Annotated in this window: 11 protein-coding genes and 1 pseudogene; 4 read left to right on the forward strand and 8 right to left on the reverse strand. The window is 60.2% G+C overall.

The features are described from left to right. Window positions 1-78: 78 nt before the first annotated feature. The 3 genes from F8N21_RS03860 to F8N21_RS03870 form a co-directional block, all read right to left on the reverse strand. A complete protein-coding gene (locus tag F8N21_RS03860; RefSeq protein WP_150640864.1) occupies window positions 79-1,371 on the reverse strand; it encodes an arsenic transporter in 1,293 nt (430 codons plus the stop codon). A 44-nt stretch (window positions 1,372-1,415) separates the two neighbouring features. Further along, window positions 1,416-1,763, reverse strand: coding sequence for a metalloregulator ArsR/SmtB family transcription factor (locus tag F8N21_RS03865; RefSeq protein ID WP_150640865.1), 348 nt, complete (start codon window positions 1,761-1,763; stop codon window positions 1,416-1,418). Between the two features lie 314 nt (window positions 1,764-2,077). Next, window positions 2,078-2,638: an NADPH-dependent FMN reductase gene (locus F8N21_RS03870; protein ID WP_150640866.1), complete on the reverse strand. Its 561-nt coding sequence runs from the start codon at window positions 2,636-2,638 to the stop codon at window positions 2,078-2,080. Window positions 2,639-2,824: 186 nt separating this feature from the next. On the opposite strand from F8N21_RS03870, the gene F8N21_RS03875 reads away from it, so the two are divergent. Beyond that, window positions 2,825-3,061 (forward strand): hypothetical protein, encoded by a 237-nt coding sequence (locus F8N21_RS03875; RefSeq protein ID WP_150640867.1) that lies wholly within the window; start codon window positions 2,825-2,827, stop codon window positions 3,059-3,061. A gap of 88 nt (window positions 3,062-3,149) precedes the next feature. Next, window positions 3,150-4,043, forward strand: a complete 894-nt coding sequence (locus F8N21_RS03880; RefSeq protein ID WP_150640868.1) for a LysR substrate-binding domain-containing protein — start codon at window positions 3,150-3,152, stop codon at window positions 4,041-4,043. Here F8N21_RS03880 and F8N21_RS03885 read toward each other — a convergent pair. The 5 genes and pseudogenes from F8N21_RS03885 to F8N21_RS03910 form a co-directional block, all read right to left on the reverse strand. Further along, window positions 4,009-4,627 (reverse strand): annotated as a pseudogene (locus F8N21_RS03885) (GNAT family N-acetyltransferase). The gene F8N21_RS03880 and the pseudogene F8N21_RS03885 sit on opposite strands and share 35 nt — an antisense overlap. A gap of 14 nt (window positions 4,628-4,641) precedes the next feature. Beyond that, a complete protein-coding gene (locus tag F8N21_RS03890; RefSeq protein ID WP_150640870.1) occupies window positions 4,642-6,897 on the reverse strand; it encodes an arginine/lysine/ornithine decarboxylase in 2,256 nt (751 codons plus the stop codon). A gap of 233 nt (window positions 6,898-7,130) precedes the next feature. After that, window positions 7,131-7,883 carry a DNA polymerase III subunit epsilon gene (gene dnaQ / locus F8N21_RS03900; RefSeq protein ID WP_150640871.1) on the reverse strand — a complete coding sequence of 251 codons (753 nt, stop codon included), beginning with the start codon at window positions 7,881-7,883 and terminating at the stop codon, window positions 7,131-7,133. Between the two features lie 323 nt (window positions 7,884-8,206). Next, the gene (gene rnhA, locus F8N21_RS03905; RefSeq protein ID WP_150640872.1) at window positions 8,207-8,665 is read right to left on the reverse strand and encodes a ribonuclease HI; all 459 of its coding nucleotides are present in this window, start codon (window positions 8,663-8,665) and stop codon (window positions 8,207-8,209) included. A gap of 96 nt (window positions 8,666-8,761) precedes the next feature. Beyond that, window positions 8,762-9,520, reverse strand: coding sequence for a methyltransferase domain-containing protein (locus tag F8N21_RS03910; RefSeq protein ID WP_150640873.1), 759 nt, complete (start codon window positions 9,518-9,520; stop codon window positions 8,762-8,764). Between the two features lie 66 nt (window positions 9,521-9,586). Here F8N21_RS03910 and gloB point away from each other — a divergent pair, with 66 nt between their 5' ends. Both gloB and F8N21_RS03920 read left to right on the forward strand, forming a co-directional pair. Continuing rightward, entirely contained in the window at window positions 9,587-10,354 is a 768-nt protein-coding gene (gene gloB, locus F8N21_RS03915; protein WP_150640874.1) for a hydroxyacylglutathione hydrolase, read from the forward strand. 98 nt (window positions 10,355-10,452) lie between these two features. Further along, on the forward strand, window positions 10,453-11,871 hold the full coding sequence (locus F8N21_RS03920; protein ID WP_150640875.1) for a transglycosylase SLT domain-containing protein: 1,419 nt from the start codon (window positions 10,453-10,455) through the stop codon (window positions 11,869-11,871). The last annotated feature ends 25 nt before the right edge of the window (window positions 11,872-11,896 follow it).

The raw sequence follows: 11,896 nt of genomic DNA on the forward strand, positions 1-11,896 counted from the left end.
TTAGAGTCGATCACACCATGGTGGGTTGACCCAGATCTAATGTGGGAGCGAGCTTGCTCGCGATGGGGGCAACCCGGTCTAAGGATTGCCCACCGACAACCGCACAGCCAACGCCGCCAATGTCACCAGCAACACTGGCACGGTCAGCACTATCCCGACCTTGAAATAGTAGCCCCAGCCGATCTGGATGTTCTTGCGCGACAGTACATGCAGCCAGAGCAAGGTCGCCAGGCTGCCGATCGGGGTGATTTTCGGCCCCAGGTCACTGCCGATGACGTTGGCATAGATCATCGCCTCCTTGACCACGCCAACAGCCTGGCTGGCATCAATGGACAGCGCGCCGATCAGCACCGTTGGCAGGTTATTCATGATCGAGGACAGCAATGCCGTCAGCAAGCCGGTACCCATGGCCGCGCCCCAGATGCCATAGCCGGCAAACCAGTCCAGCAGACCGGCGATGTGCCCGGTCAACCCGGCATTGCGCAGGCCATAGACCACCAGATACATGCCCAGCGAGAAAATCACGATCTGCCACGGCGCCTCTTTCAGCACCTTGCGGGTGGAAATCTTGTGCCCGTGGGCGGCGACTGCCAGTAGCAAAGCCGCGCAAACCGCCGAGATGGCACTGATGGGAATCCCCAGTGGCTCCAGGGCGAAGCAACCCACCAGCAAAATCATCAATACCCACCAACCGGCGATAAAGGTCGGCTTGTCGTGAATGGCATGCTCAGGCTGTTCCAGCTGATCCGGGTCGTAACGGCGCGGAATGTCGCGCCGGAAAAACCACATCAGCATCCCCAGGGTGGCCGCGACGCTGACCAGGTTCACCGGCACCATCACCGCCGCGTACCGGTTGAAACCGATCTTGAAGAAGTCCGCCGAAACAATGTTCACCAGATTCGACACCACCAGCGGCAGGCTCGCGGTATCGGCGATAAACCCGGCGCCCATCACGAATGCCAGGGTTGCCATCGGAGAAAAGCGCAGGGCCAGCAGCATTGAAATAACGATGGGCGTCAGGATCAACGCCGCTCCGTCATTGGCAAACAGGGCCGACACCAGCGCCCCCAGCAATACCATGAAGGCGAACAATCTGCGCCCACTGCCACGCCCCCAGCGAGCGACATGCAAGGCTGCCCAGGCAAAAAAGCCGGCCTCATCCAGCAACAGGCTGATGATGATCAACGCCACGAAAGTTCCGGTGGCATTCCAGATGATCTGCCACACCAATGGAATATCGCTCAACTGCACGACGCCAGCGAGCAACGCCAGAACCGCGCCGAACACCGCGCTCCAGCCAACCCCCAGGCCTTTGGGCTGCCAGATCACCAGGGTAATGGTCAGCAGGAAAATCGATAACGCTATCAGCATTCAAAACAGCCTTGGTTAAGTGTAAAAGTGTTCTTTTGAATGGTTCAGCAGCAACGGACAGGACGGCTATCCATGGCCTGCAGGCGCTGAAAGTCGGCGGCGAGCCAGGCACTACTGGCCTCCAGCGCGCCTTTCAACAGCGTCGTGACCCATTCGGATAATTGCGGGCGCAGGCGATAAAACACCCACTGCCCCTGGCGCCGATCAGCCAGCACGCCGGCGCCGCGCAGTTGCGCCAGATGACGGGAGATTTTCGGCTGGTTCAGATCGAGCGCGGCAGTCAACTCGCACACGCACAACTCGCCTTCGCGCGCGATAAGCAAGGCGATCCGGCTGCGGGTTTCATCGGCCAGGGATTTGAAGATCTCGACGAGGCTGGGTATTTCGAACATGGCTGGGGCAAGCGTCTTGATGCAGAGAGCGGCGAATATATGGATATTCGCATATTCAGTAAAGCAGAAAGTCGATCCGTAGCACTAGCGAAGCCTGCGTTCGGCTGCCCGTAGCAGCTGGCGAAGCCTGCGTTCGGCTGCGCAGCAGTCGTAAAACCTGCCACCGCGGCGGAGCAGATGCAACGCGGCGACTGGATTACGACTGCTGCGCAGCCGAACGCAGCCTTCGGCAGCTGCTACGAGTATGTGCGAAGCCGAATGCAGCCTTCGGCAGCTGCTACGAGTATGTGCGAAGCCTGCTGCGGCCATTGACCTCAGCGGTGCTTCTTGTGCTGCTCGACCCAGGCCCCGTAGGCATTGATGAATTTCTGCAGGATCGGCCGGACAGCCTCGGAAGGCTTGCCCGCGTCGTCGAACGCGGAGCCGGCACCGCTCAGATAGGTTTCGGGTTGCTGCATGCACGGCACATCGAGGAAGACCAATGACTGGCGCAGGTGGTGATTGGCGCCAAATCCGCCAATCGCTCCCGGTGACGCGCTGATCACTGCACCCGGTTTGCCGCTCCAGGCACTTTTGCCATACGGGCGGGATCCGACGTCTATCGCGTTCTTCAATACACCCGGCACCGAGCGGTTGTATTCCGGGGTCACGAACAGCACCGCGTCGGATGAGCTCACCTGTTGTCGGAAAGTGCTGTAGGCTGCCGGCGGTGCGGCATCAATGTCTTCGTTATAGAGCGGCAAATCACCAATCTCGATGATATTCAGTTTGAGATTGGCCGGCGCCAGCTCTGCCAATGCCATTGCGACCTTGCGGTTGATCGATTGTTTTCTCAAACTACCGACCAACACTGCAATCGTGTAGACGTTGCTCATTGAGGGATTCCCGACTTTCTATCTATAGGAGCCTGTAGTTATAGATGATTCGGGCGGCATCACAACCGACCTGTTTCAAGGAATCGCTGCCCATGACTATTTTTTTCCGTCAGGAAAACTTACCGCGCCCAACTACGGTCTACACAGCCGCAAATTGAGTGATTTATCCCTAGAGGTTCTAAGCAGATGGCAGCAGTACTCGTTGGACAATTCCATGCAAGAGACGCGGAAGGCCGTGTCTATTCGGTGCATGAGTTCCAGGAATCCACCCCGTCGTCCGATGGCCTGGCCGGCTCGGAACCTGTTATCACCTATCGCCTGGCCATTGGCGATCGGGTCGACAAACTGAATGCTAACGAGTTTCAGTTGAAGCAGTCGGGCGTTACCATCACTCGTGAACCCGAAACCTACGTCGCCTCATAACCCCGTGTTATGAGCGGAAGTCATATGCGCGGACTTGGGTTAGGATTCAGTCACTGAATCCCTCACCCGCTGGACATGGACTTCACGCATGCGTTTACGTCATATCGAAGTGATCCAGGCGCTGCTGCAAACCAGTCATCTGGGCACTGCCGCCGAGTTGCTGCAACTATCGGTGGCCGAGGTTGAAGCGATTCTGCGCGATGCCGAGGACCAACTCGGCTTCATGTTGTTCGCCAGCGTGCGCGGACGGCTGCAAGCCACCCGCGAAGCACGAGAGCTGCAGATCGAGATCGCCCGTGTCTACGAAGCGTTCGAGCCTTTGCAGCGCCTGGCCAGCAGCCTGAAGCAATATCAGGCCCCGCCGCTGCGAATCATCTGCACTCCCCCGCTGGCACAGCAACTGCTGCCGCAAAGCATCGCCAACCTGCGGCGAAATTTTCCCGATGTGCCCTGCAACCTCGCCAGCCAGCCCACCCGTGAGATCGTCAAAAGCCTGCTGTTGCGCGAGAGCGATCTGGGCTTGAGCCTGCACAACCCGGACCATGGCGACCTGCACTGCGAAGCGCTGGCGCAAGGCAAACTGCAGCTGCTGGCCCCCCATGGCTGGCTGCAACCCAAGCAAAAATACCTGTCCGTGCAGGATCTGGCTGGCCAGTCGATGGTCGGCCTCGAAGGTCATGACCCGCTCAGCGTGATGCTCGACAGCAAGCTGCAAGCCTTGCGCCCGGCACCGGTGATCCAGATCCGGGTGCAGACCCATCAGATGATGCGCAGCATGGTCGAGGCCGGGGAAGGCCTGGCCATCGTCGATCCCTTTACCGCTCTCGGCGCACGCGCGGGTGGCCTGGATGTGTGCCCACTGTCACCGCCGGTACCGATCACGCTCTATTCCCTGAGGCTCAAGGACAGCACGCCCTCCCCCGCCTTGCAGGCCCTGCTGGAGATTGTCACGGAGAAAGCCGCGGCGATGCTGGCGGGTTGATCACTGGCTCATTCCAGTGGGTTTTCAAACAGCCGATACCAGAAAATCGCCACCTCGGCGGTGTGCGGGTCGATCCCGCGATAGCGCAGGTGATCGATGCCACCGATCACGTAACCACAGCGCTCATAAAGCCGGCAGGCGCCGAGGTTGTTGTTCTGGGTTTCCAGCATGATGCCCGGCAACTTCTTCTTGCGACTCCAGAACTGTGCGACGTCGAGTAACGCCTTGGCCACCCCATGGCGACGCGCCGGGGCATGCACCGCCAGCTCATCGATATGGGCATAACCGTTCCAATTGGTGCTGACCACCACATGTCCCACGGGCTGATCATCGAGCCAGGCCATGAAAATAGCGCTGTCAGCGGCGTCGCGATAACTCTTGAACTCCTCCGGGTCGATGCCATAACACTTGCGATAAGGCGCGATTTTCTCCACCGGCCATTGGTCGACGCTTAAACCGACTTGCGCCGCCGCATAGGTACTGACCTCAAAACTGAAGTCACTGCCCCAGATGTAAGCTGCGAAGCCGTCATCGGCCACTCGCACCGACAAGCCAGGGTATTGGGGATTGATCACGGGTCGCATGGCGGGAAACGTCCTCAAACCTTTATGCAATCGACGGTATAGCACCGTCCATTGCCTTCGTCTTCGTGCTGCAAGCCATGCACATCCGCGACAAAGCCGGGAAAGCTGCTGTCGAAGGTGCGGGCGAACGCCAGGTAGTCGACGATCGAGCGGGTCGACTCGGTGAACCGCTCGCCCGGCATGATCAGCGGAATGCCCGGCGGATACGGCACCAGCATCACGGCAGCGATCCGTCCCTGCAGGGCGTCGATGGACACCGCTTCAACCTCGCCACGTACCAGCTGGTCATAGGCATCGGCTGGTTTCATGGCAATCTCCGGCAGTACCGTGTACATGCGCTTGAGGTGTTTGGCCGTGGCATTGCTGCGATAACAGGCATGCAACTGGTCGCACAGATCCCGCAGGCCCATGCCCTGATAACGCGCAATGTCCTGTTTCGCCACGCACGGCAGGCAGGTCGCCAGGCTGACGTTGGCGTCGTAGCTGCGCTTGAATTCCAGCAGTTCGGTGAGCAGCGTGCTCCACTTGCCTTTGGTGATGCCCATGGAGAACAACACTAGAAACGAATATAGCCCGGTCTTCTCCACCACCAGACCGCGCTCCCAGAGGAACTTGCTGACCACCGCCGCCGGAATGCCGGACTCGCTCAAGGCACCGCCAGCGGTCAGCCCGGGCATGACCAGGGTGACCTTGATCGGATCGAGCAGGACGTAATCTTCGGCAATATCGCCAAAACCATGCCAGTCGGCTTCGGGCTCCAGCAGCCAGTCGGCGGTGATGACCCGGTCGATACCTGCAACCGACGGCGGCTGCCAGATCGAAAACCACCAGTCATCCGCAGCGATATGTTGCCGCAGATTGGCCAGCGCCCGGCGAAAACTCAGCGCCTCATCGAACATTTCCTGCAACAGCGAACGCCCCGCCGGACCTTCCATCATCGCCGAAGCGACGTCCAGCGAGGCGATAATGCTGTACTGCGGCGAAGTGGAGATATGCATCATGAAGGCTTCGTTGAACCGGTCACGGTCCAGCTGCCGTGCGCCGCCGTCCTGCACGTGGATCATCGAGGCCTGGCTGAACGCCGCCAACAACTTGTGGGTGGAATGGGTGGTGAACACCAGGGGGCTGTCGGCGCTGCGCGAAGTGCCCATGCCGTAACGCCCGGCAAAGAACTCGTGAAACGCCGCGTAGGCGTACCAGGCCTCGTCGAAGTGCAGGACCTCGACGCTGTTGCCCAGGGTCTGCTTGATCAGCTCGGCGTTGTAGCACAGGCCGTCGTAGGTGGAATTGGTGACCACCGCCAGCTTGACCTTGGGTGGCCGGCCCTTGGTCAGCGGGCTGGCATCGATCTTGGCCTTGATCGACTCGGGGCTGAATTCGCTCAGCGGAATCGGCCCGATGATCCCCAGCTCATTGCGTTCCGGGCACAGGTACAGCGGAATCGCCCCGGTCATGATGATCGAGTGCAGGACCGACTTGTGGCAATTGCGGTCCACCAGCACCAGATCGTCGCGCCCGACCATCGAATGCCAGACGATCTTGTTCGCCGTCGAGGTGCCGTTGATCACGAAAAACGTATGGTCGGCGCCAAAATTGCGCGCTGCGCGGGCCTCGGCTTCAGCCAGGGGACCGGTGTGATCGAGCAGCGAGCCCAACTCTGGCACCGAGACCGACAGGTCCGAACGCAGGGTATTTTCCCCGAAAAACTGATGGAATGCCTGCCCCACCGGGCTCTTGTGATAGGCCACGCCACCGCCATGCCCGGGAGTGTGCCAGGAATAATTGGAATCGGCGGTGTGTTGCACCAGCGCCTTGAAAAACGGTGGCAACAGGCCATCAAGGTAGTTGCGTGCGGCGCGCGCCACTTGGCGGGCGAGGAACGGCACGGTGTCTTCGAACAAGTACAGAATGCCGCGCAGCTGATTGAGCTCGCTCATGGCATCGGCCGGGGCGTTTTCCAGGGTCACCTGCTCGCCCAGGGCGAAAATCGGCAGGTTCGGCGCACGGACCCGGGCCAGGCGGATCAGCTGGGCCATGTTCTGTAGCAGGTGAGTATTCTCCCTGGCGTCTTCGGCCGCAATCAACATGCAGGACAGACCGTGGTGCGTCGAGGCCACCAGGCGGCCTTCGGTGTAATCCACCGCAGAAACAATGCTGAAGCCTTCCTGCTCCAGCTCCCGGGCGATTCCGCGGACCCGATCACCGGCGACGGTGTCGGCCTTGATGTCGCGGTGCACGATAAGGACGGGGAATTTCAAGTCTTTATACATGGGGCGGGTGTCCTGAGACGGCAGACCGCAGCCTGCCAATGACTTCAGGGTAGAGGGTTGAAGCTCCTGTGGCGAGGGGGCTTGCCCCCGCTGGGTCGCGAAGCGGCCCTGAAACCTGCAATCACATTTCGCCAGGAACACCGCATTCACAGGTTTTGCGGCTGCTGCGCAGCCGAGTGGGGGCAAGCCCCCTCGCCACAGAAAGCTCCCTCGCCACAGTCAGCACCGCAGGATTAACCCCTGGCCTCAGCCAACTGCACCCAAAGCGCTGGAGCTCCGGCAGACTTGGCAATTGCTTCCATCCGCGCCAGATGTTCGGCCAGATCGGTTTCACTGGCACGAATGATTCGGGTCGGCTGGCGATCGGCGGGCAGACGGCGGATCTCGGTGGCGGAGTTGTCCGCCCCTGCGCCGGAACCATTGCCATCCGAAGCATTACCGGCCAGGGACAGACTGGTCTGGCCGCCGGTCATGGTCAGGTAGACGTCGGCGAGGATCTCCGAGTCGAGCAAGGCGCCGTGCAGCTCACGACCGGAGTTGTCGACGCCATACCGCTTGCACAAGGCGTCGAGGCTGTTGCGTTGCCCGGGGTGGCGCTCACGGGCCATCATCAGGGTGTCGAGGATCGTGCAGTGCTGAGTGATATCAGCCCGATCCTTGTGCCCCATCAGGGCGAATTCATTGTTGATGAAGCCGACGTCGAACGCCGCGTTATGGATGATCAGCTGCGCGCCCTTGATGAACTCGAAGAATTCTTCGGCCACTTCAGCGAAACGCGGTTTGCCCACCAGGAATTCGTTGGTGATGCCGTGCACGCCAATGGCGCCTTCATCACTTTCCCGGTCCGGCTGCAGATAGACATGGAAATGCCGACCGGTCAGGCGCCGACCGATCAACTCGACGCAACCGATTTCGACAATCCGGTGGCCGTCGGTCACCGGCATGCCGGTGGTTTCGGTATCGAGTACAACGGATCTGTTGGCCATCAGGGGTCAGCTCTCAACGGGTCATTCGGGCAAAAGCGGCGATATTAACACGCTCACGGACCATGACGCGCGCCAGCCAATGACCGGCAGGGTTGCGTCTGTCTGGCAGATCCTTTTGCCGGACACAGTCGGGGAGCTGGGTAGGAGCTGGGTAGGAGCTGTCGAGTGAAACGAGGCTGCGATCTTTCCAGGTCCACTTGAGTCCCAAGCGAAAGATCAAAAGATCAAAAGATCAAAAGATCGCAGCCTGCGGCAGCTCCTACAGGGGATTGCAGACACCCACACCATTGCAGGTGCACGCGGTCAGCGTAGGACGGGTGAAATCAGGATTGTTTGTAGCCGCGCACTTCATCCACCCCACGGTTGGCCAGTTGGTCGGCGCGTTCGTTGCCGTGGTGGCCGATATGGCCGCGCACCCACTTCCAGGTAACGTTATGGCGATTGACCTGCTCATCGAGCAGCTTCCACAGGTCAGCGTTTTTCACCGGTTCCTTGGCAGCGGTTTTCCAGCCGCGTTTCTTCCAGTTGTCCATCCATTCGTTGATGCCTTTCATCACGTACTGGGAGTCGGTCACCAGCAGCACGTCGCAGGAACGCTTGAGCTCTTCCAGACCCCGAATCGCCCCCATCAACTCCATGCGGTTATTGGTGGTGTTGGCTTCGCCACCCCAGAGTTCTTTTTCAACGCCCTTGCACACCAGCAACGCCCCCCAGCCGCCCGGGCCGGGGTTGCCCTTGCAGGCGCCATCGGTGAAAAGTTCTACGCTATCGCTATCGCTCATGCCCAACCTATCCAGAAAATGCTTGTGGCCTGCCGATCGTTGACCGACAACGCCCGAGGCCGGGCAAGCCCGGCCGGGAATATTATAAAGAGTGTTTTACGGCTCGATGTCGCGTCGATTGACCTTGGCCATCGGCAATGGAATCAGCTTGCCCATCGGTTCGCGACGAACCTGGCGCACCGGCCTCAAGCCGACCACGATCTTGCGCGCGACCAATAAATAGAAGCCGCCACCGGACAACTGCCAGTCAACGGCCTTGCGTTCCCAACCGGCCAGACGGGCCTGCCATGCCGGTGACGCAAGCGGCGGACGATAGCACCCGAAGCGGCGTTTCTCCAGCGCAAAGCCCAGCAGGTTCAACCAGTCACCGACCCGCGAAGGCGAAATGCAGCGCGCCTTGCGTAGCGCGTCATGGGCGAACACATGGCGCAAGCCCCAGCTACTCCAGGGGTTGATGCCGACAATCAGCAGATGCCCACCCGGGCGCACACTGCTGGCCGCTTCACGGAGCAAGCCATGGGGCGACAGACAGAAATCCAGGCCGTGCTGCAACACCACCACATCGGCGGCATGCTCGCTGAGGGGCCAGGCCTGCTCCTCACAGACGATCTCCACGCCGGGCAAGGGTGCGCCGAGCCGGACATTGCGCTGCACCTGGGGCGCCGCCGGCGGCGTTTCGGCCGAGGGACCGTAATGCACCAGGTAGCCGCCGAAAAACCGCCCAAGCTCGTCTTCAAGCATGCGCCGCTCTTCGTCCAGCAAGAATTGCCCGATGGGACCTGACAGCCATTCACGGGCCGCGCCGATCAATGCCAGCCAGTCAGGATCAGCCTGAGCGAACGCTTTATCGGTCATTTGCTTTCTCCAACCCGCCAAGAAGTTCTAAGATGCGCCATTGTTTTCCGCTTGGCGAATCCGACGATGATACAGATCAGTGCCCTGCCCGCCTTCACCGATAACTACATCTGGTTGTTGCAGGATCACCGCACCCAGCGCTGCGCAGTGGTCGATCCGGGCGATGCCGCGCCGGTCCAGGCCTGGCTCGAACAGCATCCCGAGTGGACCCTCAGCGACATCCTGGTCACCCACCATCACCATGACCACGTCGGCGGCGTCGAGCAGCTTAAACAACAGTCCGGTGCCCGGGTCTATGGACCGGCGAGCGAAAACATCCCGGGCCGCGATGTGGCGCTGCACGACAATGACAGCATCAGTGTACTCGGCTGCGAAATGAAAGTATTCGCCGTCCCCGGCCATACCCTCGGGCATATCGCGTATTACCATCATGGGCTGCTGTTCTGCGGCGACACGCTGTTCGCGGCCGGTTGCGGGCGGCTGTTCGAAGGCACGCCCGAGCAGATGCACCACTCGTTGAGCCGTCTGGCAGCCTTGCCTGAAGACACCCTGGTGTATTGCACCCACGAATACACCCTGAGCAATCTGCGCTTTGCCCAGGCGGTCGAGCCGAACAATCCGCACATCGCCGAACGGCTGGCGCAAGTCTCCCAACTGCGCGAAGACGGCCGCATGAGCCTGCCCTCGACCCTGGCCCTGGAAAAGCTCACCAATCCGTTCCTGCGCACTGGCGAAACATCTGTTAAACAAAAAGCGGACGAACGGAATGGCCTCGATAACCGTGGTCCCAGTGCGGTTTTTGCTGCCTTGAGGGCTTGGAAAGATAAGTTCTAGACGTACCACTGTTGACACAAAAATTCTGAATGGTTGACCGGACCCCGCGTGCTTCCTAGAATCGCCCGACATTTTTGCCCGGAACTTACTTCCAGCCAATGTCGTCATTTATCAGTAAAGCCATCAATTCAGACGCATTGACCCGCCTGGCTCAAGCCATCGCGGTGGCTGTGTCCGCCACTCTGGCGGGCTGCCAAAGTACCAGTTATGCCCCGCAAACCGACGCGGCGCATGTCCCCAATCTTTCCAACCGGGTCAAACAAAAACCCGTCTGGCTCAGCGAAAAACCAACCCCGCAAGCCCCTCAGGATGTCTGGGAGCGCATGCGTCTGGGCTTCCAGTTGCAAGACCGGCTCGGCGTCAACCCGCGCATCGAGCAACAGCGCCTGTGGTTCGCCAGCAACCCGTCGTTCCTGGAGAACGCCGGTGAGCGCGGCAGTCTTTATATTCATTACATCGTCGAACGCCTCGAAGAACGCAACATGCCGCTGGAGCTCGCGCTGCTGCCGGTGATTGAAAGTGCCTACAACCCGATGGCCTACTCCCGGGCCCATGCCGTCGGCCTGTGGCAGTTCATCCCGTCTACCGGGCGCTACTTCAACCTGCGCCAGACCCGTTTCTACGACGGTCGTCGGGACATCACCGCCTCCACCACCGCGGCGCTGGATTACCTGACCCGCCTGCACGACATGTTCAATGGCGACTGGATGCTGGCCCTGGCGGCCTACAATGCCGGCGAAGGCACGGTCAGCCGGGCCATCGAGCGCAACGAAAAGCTTGGCCTGCCCACCGATTACTGGAACCTGCCGCTGCCTGCCGAAACCCAGGCTTACGTGCCCAAGTTGCTGGCCTTGTCCCAGGTAGTCCTGGCGCCGGAAGCTTATGGCGTGAACCTGAACCCGATCGCCAACCAGCCCTATTTCGAAGTCGTCGAAATCAACCAGCGCATGGACTTGTCCCGTGTCGCCGCCGTGGCCAACATCGACGAAGACGAGCTGTTCCAGCTCAACCCGGCCTTCAAGCAACGCACCACCATCGACGGTCCCCAGCATCTGCTGGTGCCGACGTCCAAGGCACAGTTGCTGACCGCCAGCCTGTCGACCATGAAGCCGGAAGAACTGATCAGCAAACGCTCGCTCAAGCCGGTGTTCGATGACGTGGCTGGCGACGAGTCCCCCAGGCTCAAGCGCAGCTACCGGGTAAAACGCGGGGACAATCTGTCGCTGATCGCCAAGGCCAACAAGGTCGACGTCAAGGACCTGCAACGCTGGAACAAACTGACCGGCAAGAACCTGAAAGCCGGCCAGACCCTGGTCATGCAGGACACTGGCAAAGGCAAAGGCAACAACGTTGCCAGCAACAAGAAGTCGACCCAGTACAAGGTCAAGCAAGGTGATTCGCTGTACATGGTTGCCAAGCGTTTCAATGTCGAGATGCAACACCTCAAGCGCTGGAACCCGCGCACCGGCCAGGCACTCAAGCCAGGGCAGATGCTGACGGTTTATCTGCCGCATTGAGTTGATGTGTGGCCGAAAAGATCGC

The sequence above is a fragment of the Pseudomonas fluorescens genome, from assembly GCF_902497895.1.
Taxonomy (GTDB): Bacteria; Pseudomonadota; Gammaproteobacteria; order Pseudomonadales; family Pseudomonadaceae; genus Aquipseudomonas; species Aquipseudomonas fluorescens_BP.

Excerpts from the sequence above, each read along its gene's own strand:
- F8N21_RS03860 (WP_150640864.1), bottom strand. The coding sequence starts at position 1,371 with ATGCTGATAGCGTTATCGATTTTCCTGCTGACCATTACCCTGGTGATC.
- F8N21_RS03865 (WP_150640865.1), bottom strand. The coding sequence starts at position 1,763 with ATGTTCGAAATACCCAGCCTCGTCGAGATCTTCAAATCCCTGGCCGAT.
- F8N21_RS03870 (WP_150640866.1), bottom strand. The coding sequence starts at position 2,638 with ATGAGCAACGTCTACACGATTGCAGTGTTGGTCGGTAGTTTGAGAAAA.
- F8N21_RS03875 (WP_150640867.1), top strand. The coding sequence starts at position 2,825 with ATGGCAGCAGTACTCGTTGGACAATTCCATGCAAGAGACGCGGAAGGC.
- F8N21_RS03880 (WP_150640868.1), top strand. The coding sequence starts at position 3,150 with ATGCGTTTACGTCATATCGAAGTGATCCAGGCGCTGCTGCAAACCAGT.
- F8N21_RS03890 (WP_150640870.1), bottom strand. The coding sequence starts at position 6,897 with ATGTATAAAGACTTGAAATTCCCCGTCCTTATCGTGCACCGCGACATC.
- dnaQ (WP_150640871.1), bottom strand. The coding sequence starts at position 7,883 with ATGGCCAACAGATCCGTTGTACTCGATACCGAAACCACCGGCATGCCG.
- rnhA (WP_150640872.1), bottom strand. The coding sequence starts at position 8,665 with ATGAGCGATAGCGATAGCGTAGAACTTTTCACCGATGGCGCCTGCAAG.
- F8N21_RS03910 (WP_150640873.1), bottom strand. The coding sequence starts at position 9,520 with ATGACCGATAAAGCGTTCGCTCAGGCTGATCCTGACTGGCTGGCATTG.
- gloB (WP_150640874.1), top strand. The coding sequence starts at position 9,587 with ATGATACAGATCAGTGCCCTGCCCGCCTTCACCGATAACTACATCTGG.
- F8N21_RS03920 (WP_150640875.1), top strand. The coding sequence starts at position 10,453 with ATGTCGTCATTTATCAGTAAAGCCATCAATTCAGACGCATTGACCCGC.